Consider the following 17,418-nt stretch of genomic DNA (forward strand, 5'->3'; position numbering starts at 1 on the left):
TCCATGAGGTCGTTGACTCGGAATGTCAGTGCCTCGATGGATGATGTTCGTATGGAAATCAGCAGCGGTGGCGGGGTGGTTTTTGAGGGTGTTCATGCCTCTGTTGCTGCCCTTGATGCGCTGGAGCGTGAGGATGCTTTCCTGGCTGCCGGGGTTGGTGTTGGTGCCGGTGTGGATGTGTTGCAGCGGCGGTATGAGCTCCGGCTGGAACGGCTGGAGGTGGTGAAGCGGCTGGAGGCGCAACTCGCAGCAGTGAAAGCCGGTGATGTTGCCGAGGCCGTTGGGTTCCAGCACGTGATGCTCGCCCCTGACGCCCCGGTACAGGAGCGCACGTTCGCGGAAATGTCAGCGGTGGAGGAGATCGCCGGGGTCCTGACCATCAGCTCCGGCGCTGCCGGGGCGTTCGTGGAACAGTCCCGGCGGGTGTGCGCCCTGCCGCCGGTCCTTGCAGCGTTGTCCGCCGGGGACCTGTCCTGGCAGCACGCGAAAATTGTTGCCGATGAAACCGAGGGCCTCACCCTGGACGGCGCCGCCGCGTTGGTGGCGCACTTCTTCGACCCCGATGTCCCGAACCCGGCCCGTGGCGCCGCCCCCGGTGAGCTCGTGCCCTCCCGGTTCCGGACGAAGGTCCGTTCCTGGCGGGAGCGCCACCACCCCGAAACCCTGGAGAAACGCCACGCCAAGGGTGTCGCGGACCGGCGGATGGAATACACCCCGGACCGCGACGGCATGGCCTGGATCTCCCTCCACCTCCCCGGCGACACCGCCTGCGCCATCTGGAACCGCACCACCGCCACCGCCCGCGGCCTCCAAGGCCCCAACGAACCCCGCACCATCACCCAACTCCGCCCCGACATCGCAGCAGCACTACTCCTCGGCGCCGGCCTGCCTGCTAACAGAGACACCACCAATGCCGCTGACGCCGCCGCACGTTCCGGGAGCGTCCCGGCTGAGGCAGCCGCTACTGATACCACCCCGAGTCCCGGGAGCGCGCCGGGTGCAGGCAGCGTCTCCGGCACGGCCGGTTTGGAAGCCACTACGGAAATCGGGAAGGTCCCCAATCCTCGGGCCGACGTCCTGGTCATGGTCCCGGTGTTCTCCCTCCTCGGCCAGACGGACGAACCCGCGGTACTGGACGGTTTCGGCCCSATCCCGGCGTCCATGGCCCGCAAACTCGTCGCGGACGGGGCGGCGTCGTTCTACCGGGTCCTGGTCGACCCCCGCGACGGGACACCACTGGAGATCGGCCGCACCCGCTACCGCCTCCCCGAGACCATCAAACAATGGATCCGGATGCGCGACGGAAAATGCACCTTCCCCGGCTGCAGCAACCAAACCCCGGACAACGACACCGACCACCTCACCGCCTGGGAACACGGCGGCACCACCGGCACCAACAACCTGGCACAACTCTGCCCAAAACATCACCGCCTCAAACACGCACGGCCATGGATCCCCGACCCCGCCACGGAGAACGGACCACCCGGATGGACCTCACCCACCGGACGCCACTACAAACCCGAACACCCCAACGCCGAACCAACCCACTGGCCACCGGGAACCCTGCCGGTGTCCACCGCGACTTACTGCGTAGATGCCTGCCCGGAAGACCTCCCGCAGTGGGAACCGGACGACGACCAACTCATAGACCTCAACGACCTGTCACCAGAGGATCCGGTGTGGGCGGAATTCTTCGCGAAGCCGTTCGTGTTGTCGGTCTGACCCGTGCCTCCCGTCAGTCACCGGATCTTTCGGCGCTGCCCTTTCAGCCCTGGGCCAGCACTAGGCTGATTCCATGTCCCAACCGCGCCATCCGGCGGAACTCACCCCCAAACGCGACCCGCAAAAGCGGCTGGCCCTTCGTCCCTATGCCCGCGCCGTAGCCCAGGTACTGCGGGTCAGTTTCCGCGCCTCACCCGGCGCTGTGGTCATGAAGGTGCTTGGCTCGCTGATCTCGGCCGTGCTGCCATTGGTCACCACATTCTTCGCGTCGCTCACCACTACGGCCCTGGCAGCGGCATACGCCGGTGACGCCGGCGCAGGGCAGCTCGCAATTGTCTACGTCATCATCACCGCCGCGCTGGGCCTTTTCTGGGGTGCCTTCAACAGCGTGGACCGCTATATCCAGCAGCTGATGAGCTTCAAGGTGGGCGCCATCGTGGGCGACCAAATGTACGAACGCTTCCTTGCCCTGGAATTCTGGCGCTACGACGACAAGGAAACCGTTGACCTCTACGACCGCGCCAAGCGGTTCTCCGATTCGTACGCCCGCGTTCTGGACCGCATCGCCGCAATCTTCACCCAGCTCGTGTCGGTCATCCTTGCCATCGGCGCCCTGTTGTTGGTCAGCTGGTGGATCGCCGTCATCGTCCTGGTGGCCATCGTCCCCAGCGTGTACCTTCAGTTCAAGCTCTCCAGGGAGCAAATTGCGCACTGGAACACGCAGGTGGACTCCCGGCGGCAGCGCCGGATGATCGAACAGAACCTGCTCCGCCCGCAGCATATTGCCGAGATGCGGCTTTACGGCATTGTCGCCTTCCTCATGGATCTCCGCGCCCGGCTCCGGGACGCGGACGAGCGCCGCCGGCTCGACTACCAGCGGCGCTACATTCCCAGGCAACTCGCCGCGGACGCGCTCCAGTACGGGGCGGAGGTGGTCTCCCTGATCTGGGTGGTGGGCCAGATCATCGCCCGTGCCCAGCCCGTCGGCCAGTTCCTATATGTGCAGCAGATCGTCAGCCGCGCTTTGTCCACCGCGAACAACCTGGTGTCCTCCCTGAGCTCCATTGACGAGGACCTGGCCAACCTGAAGGACTACGAGCTGTTCATGGCGATGCCCGTGCACTCCGAACACGCCCCGCCGCTCCCGGAAGCGCCGAGGGAAGTCGAGCTGAAGGACATTCACTTCACGTACACGGGAAGCGACATCGAAGTGATCCGGGGAATCAGCCTGACCATCCGCCAGGGCCAGCACATCGCCATCGTGGGGGAGAACGGTGCCGGCAAGTCCACGCTGATCCGCATCCTCGCCGGCCTTTACCGTCCAGACTCCGGCCAGGTGCTGCTCGACGGCGTTGACCTGGCCGCCGTCGACGTCACCTCCTGGCACCGCCATCTGGCGGTGCTGAGCCAGGAGTTCCTCAAGTACGAGTTCGCCACCGCAGCGGAAAACATCTACTTCGGCGATGTGGACAGCCCGCGTGACGACGGGCGGATCCGGCGCGCCGCCGCCGACGCCGAGGCCCTGGACTTCATCAACAAACTGCCCAACGGCCTGGACAACCACGTCAGCAACTGGATGGAGGACCCGCGCGGCCGCAAGGGCAGCGGCCTTTCCGGGGGCCAGTGGCAGCGGTTGGCCATGGCTCGGAACTTTTACCGGGATGCGTCCTTCATGGTGATGGACGAGCCCACGTCGGCCATCGATGCACTCGCAGAGCACCGGATCTTCACCCGGCTCTTCGCAGACCGCAGCAGCACCATCATCGCCATCAGCCACCGTCTGGCCACCATCGAGAAGGCTGACATCGTGTACATGCTGGAGGACGGAGAGATCGTGGAGCAGGGCACGCACAAAGAGCTGGTGGCGCTCCGCGGCAGGTACTTCAGGATGTTCGAATCCCAACTGACTGTAGAAGAGCCGACCGGACTCTAAACCTCCACCACGGTGGTGCGCACCCGCGCCACACTGGGCCGCGGCGGGACGCTGCTGAAGCCGAAGGTCACGGCGGGGCTTATCGGGGCCAGGGGCCCGGCGTCCGCGCCTTCCCAGGTGACGACGGCGGCGGTCACGTGGTGCAGGTCCGTCACCCCGTAATACTCAGCCCTGCCGCTGCCCGCCGTGCCGTAGGTGCGGGCGCCCGGAGCTGCCAGGGCAGCCAGCGGACTGACCGCTGACAGCCACCGCGGATGGACTGCAAGGCGCCGGGGCACCGCCCGCAGCGCCGAACCAAGGTACGTCCTCGCTCCGGTGACTGCCCGGATGGCCAGCGGGCCGGCGTCGACCGCCAAGGTGCCATCTGCCAGCTCCGCACTGACCTCCACAACGCTCACCTCGTCAAAGATGTAGGTGGCAGCAATGAAGTCCGCAACCTCGGGGGACGGGGCCAGCAGCAGCCGGTGTCCGGATGGCTGCTGCACCATGACGTCCGAGAAGGCTCCGAAAGGGGACTCCTGCCACATGCCAACCACCGCGCGCAGTCCGGAGGCCGTGCCAATGCCGGCGATGTGCCCGTCGAAGATCCAGCGTGCCATCAGAGTGGACCGTAGGCGGCGTTGCCGTACGGATCGCGCCAGACGGCCAGGTCCTCCTCGACTGCCCTCCGAAGCCTCGGGTTGGTTTTCATCCGCAGACGGAATGACTGCCGGGCCCGGCCCATGACCGTGGACGGGACTATGATGCACGCGACCAGGAGGGCCAGCGTGAGTACGTAGATGCCCACCAGCGTTACGGCCGTGGAGCCGCCCTTCGCCGCGGCAGAGGGCAGGGTCGGAAAAATGAACGCGCCGATAATGGCCGCCAGAAACAACACCATGGCAATGCCGCCGCGGGCGGATCCGGGGCCACGGGTGACCAGGACCTTGTCGGTCCGGGGCAGGGCGGACCGGACCCGTTTCCACCCGAAGATGCCCAACAGCATCAGGACGGCCCCCATCGGGGCCAGGACGAGCGCTGTCGCGGGGTTCCCCGACATGACGGAGAAGAAGGCGCCTGCCAGGGCCAGGACCGGTCCGCCGGCGATCGCCCCGCTCCAGCCGGCGGCCAGCGTGCCTTGGGCATCCGCCAGTTGGCGCAGCCGGGACGGGGCGTCCGGTGGGCTGACCCGGGCCAGTTCGGGGGAGAGCCAGTGCTCAAGGGGGTGAGCGGGCTGCAGATGGGTCATTCGGCTCAATATCCTTCGATCTTGCGGGCACACAGCCTCTGCCGTTCCGCCCAGAGCCCAAGCTACGGCATCCCGTGCCCTGGTGCGATGCAGAGGTCTGCCAGCGGGTGACGGTCCGGCGTCCCGGATGACGCGTCCCAGTCCCGGCCCGGCCAGCGGAACTGCTGGGATAACCTAGAGCAGTGACTTATGAGATCGAGATCGGCCGTGGCAAGCGTGGGCGTCGTGCCTACTCCCTGGATGACATTGCAATCGTCCCCAACCGTCGCACCCGCGACCCCAAGGACGTCTCCGTCTCCTGGCAGATCGATGCGTACCAGTTCGACATGCCGGTGATCGCCGCCCCGATGGACTCCGCCATGTCGCCGGCGACGGCCATCGCGCTGGGCAAGCTCGGCGGCCTGGGCGTCCTTGACCTGGAGGGCCTCTGGACCCGCTACGAGGACCCGCAGCCCATCCTCGATGAGATCGGCGCGCTCCAGGACGAGACCAACAGCCCTGCCGTCACCGGCCGGATGCAGGAGCTCTACCAGGCCCCCATCCAGCCCGAACTCATCACGTCCCGCCTGGCCGAGATCCGGGAGGCCGGTGTCACCGTCGCCGGTTCCCTGACCCCGCAGCGCACCCAGGAGCACTACAAGACCGTGGTGGCTGCCGGCGTCGACATCTTCGTCATCCGCGGCACCACGGTGTCCGCCGAGCACGTCTCCAAGGACCACGAGCCGCTGAACCTGAAGCAGTTCATCTACGAACTCGACGTCCCCGTCATCGTCGGCGGCGCGGCGGGCTACACCCCGGCGCTGCATCTCATGCGCACCGGCGCGGCAGGCGTGCTGGTGGGCTTCGGCGGCGGCGCAACCACCACTACGCGCCGCGCGCTGGGCATCCACTCGCCCATGGCGTCCGCCATTTCCGATGTCGCTGCCGCCCGCCGGGATTACATGGACGAGTCTGGCGGGCGCTACGTGCACGTCATTGCCGACGGCGGCATGGGCACCTCGGGTGACATCGTCAAGGCAATTGCCATGGGCGCCGACGCCGTCATGCTGGGCAGCGCGCTGGCCCGCGCCGAAGAGGCGCCCGGCAAGGGCTGGCACTGGGGCCAGGAGGCGCACCACACGGAACTGCCGCGCGGTGACCGCGCCAACGTCGGCACCGTGGGGCCGTTGGAGGAGGTCCTCTTCGGACCCGGCCACCACACGAACGGAACGTCCAACCTTATTGGTGCGCTGCGGCGCTCGATGGCGACCACCGGCTATTCGGACCTGAAGGAATTCCAGCGGGTCGACGTCGTCGTATCGCCTTACGCAGGCAACTGAGACGCAGGGCAGGGCGGGCACCTGCCGCCCTGCCCAAAGCACGCTTCTAGCAAGTAGTGTGGGTTTACTACCGGCACTAGAGGCACTGGAGGCGTTCAATGAAGAGTGTTCCTGCAAACGGCGGGGTCCTTGGCCCCGAAGCCAGGGAAGCATCCATCCAGCGGTTGCGCGCCACCACCGAACCCGGCCAGGAACTGGACATCCTGATTGTGGGCGGCGGCATCGTGGGCGCGGGAGCCGCATTGGACGCGGTAACCCGGGGCCTGAGCGTCGGTATCGTCGAGGCAAGCGACTGGGCTGCCGGCACGTCGTCGCGGTCTTCGAAACTCATCCACGGCGGCCTGCGCTACCTGGAGATGCTCGACTTCGCCCTGGTCAAGGAGGCCCTGCAGGAACGCGGGCTGCTGCTCTCCGAACTCGCCCCGCACCTGGCCCGGCCGGTGCCCTTCCTGTATCCACTGACCAAACCGTTCATCGAGCGGCCCTACGTCGGGGCGGGCATCGCACTGTATGACGCCATGTCCATCTCCAGCGGACACAGCCGCGGGGTCCCGTTCCACAAACACCTGAGCAAGCGCGGCACCCTGCGGGCCGCCCCCAGCCTCAAAAACGACGCCTTCGTCGGCTCCATCCGGTACTACGACGGCCAGGTGGATGACGCGAAATACGTCGCAAACCTGGTCCGGACCGCCGCCTACTACGGGGCCCATGCCGTGAACCAAATGGCCGTGGTGGACTTCCTGCGGGAGGGCGAACGGGTGGTCGGAGCCAAGGTGGAAAACCGCGAGGACGGGACGCAGTTCGGCATCCGCGCCAAGCAGGTCATCAACGCCACCGGAGTCTGGACGGACGAAACCCAAGCCATGGTGACGGACCGGGGCCAGCTGAAGGTCCGGGCCTCCAAGGGCATCCACCTGGTGGTTCCGCGCGACCGCTTCCAGTCCACCGTGGGCCTGATCCTGCGCACGGAAAAGTCGGTGCTTTTCGTCATCCCATGGGGACGCCACTGGATCATTGGCACCACCGACACCGACTGGCACCTGGACAAGGCGCACCCGGCTGCCTCGAGCAAGGACATCGACTACGTCCTGGAGCACGTCAACCAGGTGCTGAAACGTCCCTTGACCAGGGAGGATGTGGAAGGCGTGTATGCCGGGCTCCGGCCGCTGCTGGCCGGCGAAAACGACTCCACGGCCAAGCTGTCCCGCGAGCACGTGGTGGCGCACCCGGTCCCCGGCCTGGTGGTGGTGGCAGGCGGCAAGTGGACCACGTACCGGGTCATGGCCAAGGACGCGGTGGACGAGGCGACACGCACCATGGACGAGCGGGTCCCGCCGAGCTGCACCGAGACAATCCCGCTGCTGGGCGCCAGCGGCTTCCGGGCGGCCTGGAACCGCCGGAACCGTACCGCTGAGGAATCCGGGGTCCACGTGGCAAGAATCGAACACCTGCTCAACAGGTACGGATCGATGACGCCCGAGGTGCTGGCCATCATCGAGCAGAACCCGGAACTGGCCGAGCCCCTCCCGGGAGCCGACGACTACCTGCAGGCCGAGGCCGTCTACGCCGCAAGCCATGAAGGTGCCCGCCACGTCCAGGACGTCCTGACCCGGCGCACCCGGATCTCCATCGAGGCCTGGGACCGCGGCGTGTCCGCTGCCCCCGTTGTCGCTAAACTGATGGGTGACGTCCTTGGCTGGAGTGACGCGCAGCGTGAAAACGAGATCCGCCACTACATTGCCCGGGTGGAAGCCGAACGCCTCAGCCAGCAACAGCCGGACGACGAATCCGCAGACGCCGCCCGCCTGGGCGCGGAAGACATCGTGCCCTTGCGCTGAGGGGCTCGTTCGCCCCGCACTGCTGACTGAAGGGATACGCCTTGGCGGAACCACTGGACCCGTATGACGCCCACCTCACCACTGCCGACATGGTGATCCTGGAAATGGAGGCGAAGGACAAGACCGACGCCACCAACCAGCTGGCGGAACGGTTGCACGCTGCCGGGCGGATTTCGGATCTTGACGGGTTCCTGAAGAACGTCAATGCCCGGGAGCACCAACTCGCCACGGGACTCCCGGGCGGCATTGGGCTCCCGCACGCGCGCAGCGAGTTCGTCTCCCAAACCTCCATCGCGGTGGGCATCGCCAAGTACGGCCATGCCCTGGACTTCGGCGCCGCGGACGGGCCCGCCACGGTCATCCTGCTGATAGCCACCCCCGCCAGTTCTTTCTCGGACCACCTGGAAGTGCTGGCCACCCTGGCACGGTCGCTGTCCAAGGAGTCGTTCCGGGAATCGCTCCGGCGGGCGTATGACGCCGAAGTCATCGCCGAACTGATCAACTCCAGCCTGGTGTTCTTCGACCACTAGGCCCGCCCCGACCACCGGGCCCGCCCGGCCGCCTCTTTCCGGGTCCGGGCATCCCCGGCGTTTAGTTGTTCTACAAGAGTACGAAGTACGGTTAAGACGTGTGGAAAACAGCCCTCAAGCCCCGATGGATCGCAGGCTTTATCTTCGCGATCGCGCTCTCCGGGGTCTTCGTGCTGCTCAGCCAGTGGCAGTTCGGCCGCTCCACCCAACCCGAAGTGCCAGTCAACCCGGCCACCGAACAGGTCCAGCCGTTGACAAGCACGCTGCAGCCAGGTGAGTTCTTCCACGGCAGCGTCGCCGACCAGATGGTCACTGCGCAGGGAACGTACAGTGCGGACAAGCAGGTCCTGGTTCCCGGCCGGCTCCATGAGGGAAAGAGCGGCTACTGGGTGGTATCGGCCTTCGCCGTGAACGGTGCCCCCACCCTGACCGGAGCCGCCGCAACACCGCAGACCTGGATCCCCGTGGCACGCGGATGGGTTGCGGAACCCCAGGACGCGGCAGCACCGCCGTCGGGCCTTGTCGAACTGACCGGACGACTGCTGCCCTCCGAGGCGCCAGTGGCCGGGAAAGCACCAAAGCCGGGGGAGGCCTCGGCCGTGTCCGTGGCCGAGCTCATCAACTACTGGGACGTGAGCAGCTATCCGGGCTTCGTGTCAGCCACCGCAGAGGTGGTGGCCGGCCAGGACGTCAGTGCCGCCGCAGTACCGGGGAGTCTCCTGCCGCTGGACATCGGCCCCCAGCCGCCGGCAGAGCACATCAACTGGCTCAACCTCTTCTACTCCATCGAGTGGGTGGTCTTCGCCGGCTTTGCCCTCTTCATCTGGTGGCGGCTGGTCAAGGATGACTACCACCGGGACCTCGAAGAAGCCCTCGATGACGCCGACGATACCGACGGCGACGAGCGGCACAAACCGCACCAACTTCCACAACAGCCTGACCAGCACCAGCAGAAGGTACAGCCATGATTGATCCGAAACCGGCCACCCCGTCAGCACAGGCCCCCGGCGGCAAGACCGGCAAGAAGCGCCGCTTCGGCGGTACCGAGGCCCAGATCCGGTCGGCCCTGAAGTTCTACAAGGTCATGGCCTACCTCACCGGCACCATGCTGCTCCTGCTGTGCGCTGAACTTGTGGCCCGGTACGGCTTCGGGCAGTACCTGTTCGCCGGCGGCACCAACGCGGTGACCGGCCAGCCGTTCGGCTTCGGGTTCGCCGACGCGGAGCCCCCGGGAGTGCTCAACGGCGTGAACATCTCCGTCACGGTCCTGATCGTGCACGGCTGGATGTACGTCGTGTACCTTATCTCCAACTTCCGGTTGTGGTCCCTGATGCGCTGGCCGTTCCTGAAGCTGGTCCTGCTGGCCCTTGGCGGTGTAGTGCCGTTCCTGTCCTTCATTGTCGAAAAGAAGTTCCACGCCGAGGTGGAGGCCGAACTGGCCGCCAACCCCCAGGCGCCGCAGCGGTACTAGCCGCTCCGGTTTCCAGCTGCCCAGGTGCCGGGCCCTGTGTGCGGCGGCCGTCCGCCGTCGTACGTCTGCTGCGTCACAGCGCGCCCTCTCAAGGTGCGCCGGTGCAAGGGCGCCAAGTAGGCTATTACGGTGACTACTCCCACTGCATCCCAGACTTCCCAGAAGCCGGTGCTGGTTGTTGATTACGGTGCCCAGTACGCGCAGCTGATTGCCCGCCGCGTCCGGGAAGCAAATGTGTATTCGGAAGTGGTTCCGCATACGTACACCACCGAGCAGCTCCTGGCCAAGAACCCCGCCGCCATCATCCTTTCCGGGGGACCTTCGAGCGTTTATGCCGACGGCGCCCCGAGCGTGGGTGCCGACCTCTTTGAAGCCGGCGTTCCCGTCTTTGGCATCTGCTACGGGTTCCAGGCCATGGCCAATGCCCTCGGCGGCAAGGTTGACAAGACCGGACTGCGGGAGTACGGCTCCACCGAGACCACCATCCTGGGTGACGGCCGCTCGGTGCTGGAAGGCATGCCCCAGCACCAGAAGACCTGGATGAGCCACGGCGACTCCGTCCACGAGGCACCTGCCGGGTTCGACGTCCTGGCCACCACGGCCGGCGCCGAGGTGGCGGCGTTCGCCAATGAAGAAAAATGCCTGTACGGCGTTCAGTGGCACCCCGAGGTCAAGCACTCGGCCTACGGCCAGCAGGTGCTGGAGAACTTCCTCTTCAAGGGCGCCAAGCTCGAGCCCAACTGGACCACCGGCAACATCCTGGAAGAGCAAGTGGAGCGCATCCGCCAGCAGGTGGGGGACGCGCGGGTCATCTGCGGCCTCTCCGGCGGCGTTGACTCCGCAGTGGCCGCAGCCCTGGTCCAGCGCGCCGTGGGTGACCAGCTCACCTGTGTGTTCGTTGACCACGGCCTGCTGCGTGAAGGCGAAGCCGAACAGGTGGAGCGCGACTTCGTGGCCGCCACCGGCGTGAAGCTGTACGTCGCCAACGAACAGGAACGCTTCCTCTCGGCCCTGGCCGGCGTCAGCGATCCGGAAACCAAGCGCAAGATCATCGGCCGCGAGTTCATCCGCGCCTTCGAAGAAGCCGAACTCGCCATCATCGCCGAGGCAGCTGCCCACGGCGAAAAGATCAAGTTCCTGGTCCAGGGCACCCTGTACCCCGACGTCGTCGAGTCCGGCGGCGGCGAAGGTGCGGCGAACATCAAGAGCCACCACAATGTGGGTGGCCTCCCCGAGGACCTGCAGTTTGAACTGGTTGAGCCGCTGCGCGCCCTATTCAAGGACGAGGTCCGCGCGGTGGGCGCCCAGCTTGGCCTGCCGCAGGAGATCGTTGGCCGCCAGCCGTTCCCCGGCCCGGGCCTGGGCATTCGAATTGTCGGCGAGGTGACCAAGGAGCGGCTGGACCTGCTGCGCAAGGCAGACGCCATCGCACGTGCCGAACTCACGGCAGCCGGCCTGGACAACGAAGTCTGGCAGATGCCCGTGGTCCTGCTCGCGGACGTCCGCAGCGTGGGCGTCATGGGTGATGGCCGCACCTACGGACACCCCATCGTGCTTCGCCCCGTCTCCTCCGAGGACGCCATGACGGCGGACTGGTCACGGCTGCCCTACGACCTCCTGGCCCGGATCTCCGGCCGGATCACCAACGAGGTGGACGGCGTCAACCGCGTGGTGCTGGACGTCACCAGCAAGCCGCCGGGAACCATCGAATGGGAATAGCATCCTAAGTGGCCGGCCTCCGCCAGCGGGGGCCGGCCACTGCTTTTCCCGGATGAATCCTTCGGCAATTTCCCGTGCTCCAGTGTTGCGGTCTCTCAAGTCCGGCGCCGGACCGGCTACTCTCGAATCTATGCCGGTATGGTCCAGGACGTCACGTGCAAACGCAGAAAAGAAGGCAGAAGTGTCAGTTGGTCAAGGCCACCCGGAAGGCTCGGAAGAGCTTCGTAAATGGCTGTCCGGGCTTAAACCCGTCACCGGCGCGGACACGATGCTGCGCTTCACCAAGACGCCCGAAGGCTCCATCGACCTGACATCGGCGCACCCCTCCGGGCTTGCCCAGCTCATGGCCGGGCGCCGCACACGCCTGTCCACGCTGATCCGCGACAGGCAGCAATATGTGGTGGCCGCCCGGGCGTCGCGCAACATCCGGTCCAAGATCTTCGAGCTTGCCAACGACCGCGGCATCGATGCCGGGTACCTGTCCGCGGGCACTGTGGTGTGGACCTCCGCCGTCGGCGGCAAACCCCAGCGGGTCTCCGCCCCGGTCATGCTGACCGCCATTTCCCTCACGGTGCGGCCGGGGGAGGACGACTTCGAACTCCAGCTCACCGAGCAGGCGCACATCAACCCTGCCCTGGTGCGGCACCTGAAGAACATCCACGGGATCGTCTTTGACGTCAACGCCGTCACGCGCCTCGCTTACAGCACCGCCCGGTTCGACCCCCAGCCTGTCCTGGACCGGCTGGCCACCCTGATCCGGCCCATTCACGGCGCGGAAACCCAGCACAACCTGCTCGTTTCCACCTTCGCCGACCTCTCCGGCAACCTCGACGACCCCTGGATCAACGACTCCCATCCCGTCGTGTCCGCGCTGGCCACTGCCGCGGGCGGCGAAGTGGTGGACGTCGACGGGCCCGACCCGTCCCGCTTCCCCCACCTGGACAACAGGGATCCCAAGGACGAGCTGCTGCTGCTGGATGCGGACACTGACCAGCAGTACGTCATCGACGCGGCCCGGGCCGGGGACTCACTGGTCGTCAGCAGCCCGCCCGGCAGCGGCCAGACCCAGACGGCCATCAACACCATCGGTGCCTTGGTGGACGCCGGCAAGACAGTGCTGGTGGTGGGCGACCGCCGCGCCAGCCTCAATGAGGTCTCCGGACACCTTGAGTCGCTGGGGCTGGAGTCCATCCTGTTCCAGCTCACCGGAAACGTCACCGCGCAGCAGCTGAAGGGCCAGCTGGTCCGGGCCATCGTGCGCAACGAAAAGTCACTGGAACCGCAGCTCGGGAACCTCCACAACACCCTGGTCGAGCACCGGCACGCGCTCATGGACCATGTGGCGTCGCTCCACAACGTCCGCGAGCGTTGGGGCTGCTCGCCCTACCAGGCCATGCAGTCACTGGCCGAGCTCACCTCCATCCATCCTGCGCCGGCCACCACCGTCAGGCTCAAGCGCAGCGTGCTGGACAGCATCCGGGACCGCGAGGAACTGGCCGGCCGGCTCAAGCGCGCCGCGGAACTGGGCAGCTTCAGCAAAGCGGCCACCACCAGCCCCTGGCACGGAGCGAGGCTGTTGACCCGCAAGGAAACGGAGGAAGCCCAGGACCTGGTCCGCTCCGTCGCCAAGAGCCTTCCCCTCCTAAGGGACCGCATGGATGCCGTTGCGGAGCACGCCGAAATCCGCCTGGGCGAATCGTTCGCGGAGTGGGGCGAGCAGCTGGAACTGCTGGTGGCCGTCCGCGGAAGCCTGGACAAGTTCACCCCTGACATTTTCGACCGGCCCGTGACGGACCTGATCTCCGCCACGGCGCCGTCTGCCTGGCGGCGTGAGCGCGGCATCGAGCTGACGGCCATGCAGCGCTCCAGGCTGCGCCGGGTAGCCAAAGAATACGTCCGCCCGGGTGTCCACATCGCAGACCTGCACTCATCCCTGGTGCTGGTGCAGGAACAGCGTGCCCTGTGGGCGGGCTACGCCACCACCCAGCGGCATCCCGCCGTTCCCTCCGGCCTGGCCGAAATGAACGCCATGTACCGGTCCCTGGACCAGGAGCTGGCACAGCTGGGCGAGGCGCTGCAGCACACGGAAGACGGCGGGGCGCTGTCCACCGTTCCCTACGTGCAGCTGATGGAACGCCTGGAGCGCCTGGTGGCAGACACCGATACACTCAAGACCCTGCCCGAACGAACACTCCTCATCGAGAACATGCGCGAACACGGCCTGGGCGAACTCCTCGCCGATCTCGCCGAACGCGAAGTCCCTGAGGGGTCCGTCGCCGCCGAGCTGGAGCTGGCCTGGTGGCAGTCCGCCCTTGAGGCAATGATCAGCGGTGACGACTACCTGGCCATGTCCGACGGCGACGCGCTGCGCCAGCTTGAAGCGGAGTACCGGCTGGCGGACAACGCGCACATCGCCAGCGGTGCCGCGCGCCTTCGGTGGGACCTGGCCGACCGGTGGCGGACTGCCATCGCCGCCCAGCCGCGCCAGGCCGATCTCCTGCGCAGCCTGCTCAAGGACGGACGGGTGTCCCTGCCGTCCCTGACCGCGCAGGCTCCGGACCTGATTGGCACGCTGGTTCCGGTATGGTCAGTCAGTCCGTACCTGATGACGGGCCTGCTTCCGGCCGAACAGCACTTTGATGCCGTCGTAATCCTCGATGCGGAAGCCACGTCCCTGCAGGCCGTCCTGCCCTCGATCGCCCGCGCACGGCAGGTTATTGCCTTCGGGGATTCGCGCATTGCCACGCCACGGACCTTCACCGTTGGAGTGGAGCGGCTGGCACCGGGAGAGTCCGCCCACCAGCGGGTGGAAAGTGCCTTCACCGCACTCTCCGCCGTGCTTCCGGTCTGGCGGCTCAACGTGGTGTACCGGGCAGTGGATGAGGACCTGGTCCTCCAGCTCAGCAAGAACTTCTACGACGGCGGCCTGCGCCGGCTGCCTGAGGGCCAGTCGGCCACGGGGCTGGACCGGTCGCTGCTGGTGGAATACCTGCCCGACGGCACCGGCCTTCCCAGCGCCGACCACGAGGGTGTTGAGTCCGTCGTGGCAGAAGTCAACCGGGTAGTGGAACTGGTCTTCGAACACGCCCGCCTCCGTCCGCGAACGTCATTGGCTGTGGTCACCGCCAGCCTGCGGCACGCTGCCAGGATTGGTGAATCCATCAGGCTCCAGCTCTCCAACCAGCCGGGCCTGGCCGGTTTCTTTGGCGCCGGCCCGGAGTCCTTCCGAGTGGTGGACCTGGAACGCGCCCAGGGACTGGTCCGGGACCACGTCATTTTCTCGCCGGGATTCGGGCGGACCCCGCACGGCCGGGCACTGCACAACTTCGGACCGCTGTCCGCCGAGGGCGGCCGCGAGAAATTTGCCCTGGCGATGACCCGGGCGCGGCGTTCCATGCACGTCCTCACCTGCTTCCGGCCCGAGGACCTGGACCAGACCCGGCTCACGCACGGGGCGGTGGACCTCTACACGCTGCTGGATCGGGAAATTTCCGGCAACACCGATCTGGGCACTCCCGCCTCCCGTGCCGCCGCCAGTGAACAGGCGCTGGGCGCGGATCCGCTGGTGGCCGATCTGGGGGACAGGCTGCGGGCCCGTGGCGCCAGGGTTTGGCACCAGTACGACGGCGCCATTGACGTGGTTGCCGCGGCGGACCCCCTGAACACCATGGGCCAGGACGACCACGACATCCCGCGGCCCGTGGCCATCGAGTCCGACGGCACCGCCCAGTACCGCACCATGAGCGTGCGTGAGCGCAGCAGGCTGCGGCCGCAACTGCTCGAACGCCTGGGATGGCGGTACATGCCGCTGTGGACCATCGAGGTCTTCACCGACCCCTCCTCCTGCGCCGACCGCATTGCCGGGTACCTTGGCCTGGAGAAGATGGTGCTCCCGGGCCGGAGTTCTACCTCCACCGGGTTCCTGGACGACGACTTCAACCACGCGCTCCATGGAATCGACGGGACGCCCTCTCCCGGCGTCTCCTACCTGCCATCCGAGGCCGGTGAAAGCCGAAACAGCGATGGTGGAAACCGCCGGCAGGAAGAGGGCAGCCAAGGCAGGCGGGCCCAGGATCCGCGGGAAATGCGAGCGATGACAGACGACAGGCCTAAGGACGAGAGGCCCGAGGAAGATATGCGCCAGAACGAAAACCACCAGGCCGGAAACAACGACCAGACCGGGGACGACAACCAGGCCCGGCACGACAGCCGGAGCGGCAACGAAGAACAGGCCGGGAACGACAACCAGGACAAGACGGGGACCGGAGCAGGAGCTGCCGTGCCCGCTGATCCCGCCGCCACCAAGGCAGCATCGGGTGGTACCGACGAGATTCTCCCCAGCAAGGCGGCGGAGGACGACGCCCGCAGCTGGGGCGACCGGGAGGACGACCACGACACCTGGCTGAAGGAACAGAAGCCGCCGCATTGGGGCTGACCACCGCATTCCAGCCACGGCCTGGATCAGGGCTGCCCCACCAGGACAAAGAAAAGCCTGCCTTGGGTGGAGGCCCCAGCCAGGCGTGATGACTGTTCCGCTGTGGCTGCCACCACGATCAGTCCATCCGTCTCCGTGGTGCCCAGCCATTGTCCGGTCTGGCCGCCCTTGTTCGAAGTCCACAGCACGGGGACGGCCGACGCGAGCACCTCAGAGGGGCCCTGCTGGTCGAACCCGTTGGCCGAGGTCAGCACCACGTTGACCAACTGGCCGGGGGAAACCAGCTGGATGGACGAGGCATCCGCCATGCGCAGGGGAACCGCCGCCGAACCGGGCGGCGTCCCTGCCAGGAGCCCGGGGCCCAGCAACTGGGCATCTGTGAGGAGCTGGCCCTTCCGCAGAGGAGCCGCGAGCTGTTTGCCCGTGGCTGCGGCGCCGTCCTGGAGGAAGCCATCGGCCACCATCCCGGGAGGCACCAGGACGCGGTCCAGATCCGCTGCCGTGACAGCGGTTCCGGCGGGCAGGTCCCGGGCAGCGGCCAGCGCAGTTACGGTGGCTAGCGGGGCAGGAGTGAGCTGCTGGACGGCGATTGCTGCAGCTGCACAAAAAAGCAGGGCCGCCGCGAGCCGCCGGTTGCGGCTTAGCCAGCCGGCAAACCGGGAATGCAGGGGGCGGTTGCGGTTTCCGGGCCCGCGACCAGTGTGATGTGCGCGGCCGGCATTGCGGACGTTCCCGGGAAACCAGAGGCCGTCACGGCGACGGCGGGGGAGTATGGGCATGCGCCCACGCTAATTGCAGCCACGGCGTCACGGGAGCCGGAACGGCTGCTATGTGGACAACGGCGGCCGGACGCTGCTTGAACCCGCCGTGGGAAGCGGCCGGCCGCCGTCGTAAAGACCTTGTTGCTTAGCTGGCGGCAGCAGCTGCCGGCGCCGAAGCGGCCGGGGCGGCAGCAGGCGCTGCCGGAGCCGCGGCCGGTGCGGGAGAAACCGAGCTGCCCTTGGAATCGCGCGAGTCGGTGCGGTAGAAGCCCGAGCCCTTGAAGACGACACCGACGCTGTTGAACTTCTTGCGCAGCGTGCCCTGGCATTCAGGGCAGGACGTCAGGCTGCTGTCCGAGAACGACTGGACAATGTCGAAGGCGTGGCCGCAATCCTTGCAGGCGTAAGCATATGTTGGCACTGGTGCTCCTCCTCTTGGGCAAACGAGAGGTCCCGTGCTGC

Annotated in this window: 13 protein-coding genes; 9 read left to right on the plus strand and 4 right to left on the minus strand. The window is 66.9% G+C overall.

Features of this window, described 5'->3' with window-relative positions; genetic code table 11:
- The first annotated feature begins 51 nt into the window (after nucleotides 1-51).
- Together ASG86_RS12260 and ASG86_RS12265 are read left to right on the plus strand one after the other, a co-directional pair.
- Nucleotides 52-1,722 carry an HNH endonuclease signature motif containing protein gene (locus ASG86_RS12260; protein ID WP_056334470.1) on the plus strand — a complete coding sequence of 557 codons (1,671 nt, stop codon included), beginning with the start codon at nucleotides 52-54 and terminating at the stop codon, nucleotides 1,720-1,722.
- 73 nt (nucleotides 1,723-1,795) lie between these two features.
- Entirely contained in the window at nucleotides 1,796-3,655 is a 1,860-nt protein-coding gene (locus ASG86_RS12265) for an ABC transporter ATP-binding protein (protein ID WP_056334473.1), read from the plus strand.
- On the opposite strand, the gene ASG86_RS12270 is transcribed toward ASG86_RS12265, so the two are convergent.
- Both ASG86_RS12270 and ASG86_RS12275 read right to left on the minus strand, forming a co-directional pair.
- On the minus strand, nucleotides 3,652-4,254 hold the full coding sequence (locus tag ASG86_RS12270; RefSeq protein WP_056334476.1) for a hypothetical protein: 603 nt from the start codon (nucleotides 4,252-4,254) through the stop codon (nucleotides 3,652-3,654). The two genes, ASG86_RS12265 and ASG86_RS12270, sit on opposite strands and share 4 nt — an antisense overlap.
- Nucleotides 4,254-4,883 carry a hypothetical protein gene (locus ASG86_RS12275; protein WP_056334479.1) on the minus strand — a complete coding sequence of 210 codons (630 nt, stop codon included), beginning with the start codon at nucleotides 4,881-4,883 and terminating at the stop codon, nucleotides 4,254-4,256. Before ASG86_RS12275 ends, ASG86_RS12270 begins: the two co-directional genes overlap by 1 nt.
- A 182-nt stretch (nucleotides 4,884-5,065) precedes the next feature.
- Between ASG86_RS12275 and ASG86_RS12280 the strand changes: the two genes are divergently transcribed.
- The 7 genes from ASG86_RS12280 (at nucleotide 5,066) to ASG86_RS12310 (ending at nucleotide 16,195) form a co-directional block, all read left to right on the plus strand.
- The gene (locus tag ASG86_RS12280; protein ID WP_056334481.1) at nucleotides 5,066-6,202 is read left to right on the plus strand and encodes a GuaB3 family IMP dehydrogenase-related protein; all 1,137 of its coding nucleotides are present in this window, start codon (nucleotides 5,066-5,068) and stop codon (nucleotides 6,200-6,202) included.
- A gap of 98 nt (nucleotides 6,203-6,300) precedes the next feature.
- A complete protein-coding gene (locus ASG86_RS12285; protein ID WP_056334484.1) occupies nucleotides 6,301-8,040 on the plus strand; it encodes a glycerol-3-phosphate dehydrogenase/oxidase in 1,740 nt (579 codons plus the stop codon).
- Nucleotides 8,041-8,081: 41 nt separating this feature from the next.
- Complete coding sequence (locus ASG86_RS12290; protein WP_018769223.1) at nucleotides 8,082-8,570, plus strand: PTS sugar transporter subunit IIA; 489 nt, start codon at nucleotides 8,082-8,084, stop codon at nucleotides 8,568-8,570.
- Nucleotides 8,571-8,668: 98 nt separating this feature from the next.
- On the plus strand, nucleotides 8,669-9,538 hold the full coding sequence (locus ASG86_RS12295) for an SURF1 family protein (RefSeq protein ID WP_056334487.1): 870 nt from the start codon (nucleotides 8,669-8,671) through the stop codon (nucleotides 9,536-9,538).
- Entirely contained in the window at nucleotides 9,535-10,041 is a 507-nt protein-coding gene (locus ASG86_RS12300) for a DUF3817 domain-containing protein (RefSeq protein WP_056334490.1), read from the plus strand. The genes ASG86_RS12295 and ASG86_RS12300 overlap by 4 nt, the downstream gene beginning before the upstream one ends.
- Before the next feature lie 129 nt (nucleotides 10,042-10,170).
- Nucleotides 10,171-11,760: a glutamine-hydrolyzing GMP synthase gene (guaA, locus tag ASG86_RS12305; protein ID WP_056334492.1), complete on the plus strand. Its 1,590-nt coding sequence runs from the start codon at nucleotides 10,171-10,173 to the stop codon at nucleotides 11,758-11,760.
- 130 nt (nucleotides 11,761-11,890) lie between these two features.
- Nucleotides 11,891-16,195 carry a DUF4011 domain-containing protein gene (locus tag ASG86_RS12310; protein ID WP_056334494.1) on the plus strand — a complete coding sequence of 1,435 codons (4,305 nt, stop codon included), beginning with the start codon at nucleotides 11,891-11,893 and terminating at the stop codon, nucleotides 16,193-16,195.
- A 26-nt stretch (nucleotides 16,196-16,221) separates the two neighbouring features.
- Here the strand turns inward: ASG86_RS12310 and ASG86_RS12315 are convergent, their stop codons facing one another.
- Both ASG86_RS12315 and ASG86_RS12320 read right to left on the minus strand, forming a co-directional pair.
- Nucleotides 16,222-16,974: an RcpC/CpaB family pilus assembly protein gene (locus ASG86_RS12315; RefSeq protein WP_200946257.1), complete on the minus strand. Its 753-nt coding sequence runs from the start codon at nucleotides 16,972-16,974 to the stop codon at nucleotides 16,222-16,224.
- A 127-nt stretch (nucleotides 16,975-17,101) separates the two neighbouring features.
- The gene (locus ASG86_RS12320) at nucleotides 17,102-17,377 is read right to left on the minus strand and encodes an FmdB family zinc ribbon protein (protein WP_056334497.1); all 276 of its coding nucleotides are present in this window, start codon (nucleotides 17,375-17,377) and stop codon (nucleotides 17,102-17,104) included.
- Nucleotides 17,378-17,418 lie beyond the last annotated feature (41 nt).

This window comes from Arthrobacter sp. Soil764, assembly GCF_001428075.1.
Taxonomy (GTDB): domain Bacteria; phylum Actinomycetota; class Actinomycetes; order Actinomycetales; family Micrococcaceae; genus Arthrobacter.

What these genes read in the sequence shown, in the direction of transcription:
- ASG86_RS12265 (WP_056334473.1), top strand. Translation starts at nt 1,796, where the DNA reads ATGTCCCAACCGCGCCATCCGGCGGAACTCACCCCCAAACGCGACCCG.
- ASG86_RS12270 (WP_056334476.1), bottom strand. Translation starts at nt 4,254, where the DNA reads ATGGCACGCTGGATCTTCGACGGGCACATCGCCGGCATTGGCACGGCC.
- ASG86_RS12275 (WP_056334479.1), bottom strand. Translation starts at nt 4,883, where the DNA reads ATGACCCATCTGCAGCCCGCTCACCCCCTTGAGCACTGGCTCTCCCCC.
- ASG86_RS12285 (WP_056334484.1), top strand. Translation starts at nt 6,301, where the DNA reads ATGAAGAGTGTTCCTGCAAACGGCGGGGTCCTTGGCCCCGAAGCCAGG.
- ASG86_RS12300 (WP_056334490.1), top strand. Translation starts at nt 9,535, where the DNA reads ATGATTGATCCGAAACCGGCCACCCCGTCAGCACAGGCCCCCGGCGGC.
- ASG86_RS12310 (WP_056334494.1), top strand. Translation starts at nt 11,891, where the DNA reads ATGCCGGTATGGTCCAGGACGTCACGTGCAAACGCAGAAAAGAAGGCA.
- ASG86_RS12315 (WP_200946257.1), bottom strand. Translation starts at nt 16,974, where the DNA reads ATGCCCATACTCCCCCGCCGTCGCCGTGACGGCCTCTGGTTTCCCGGG.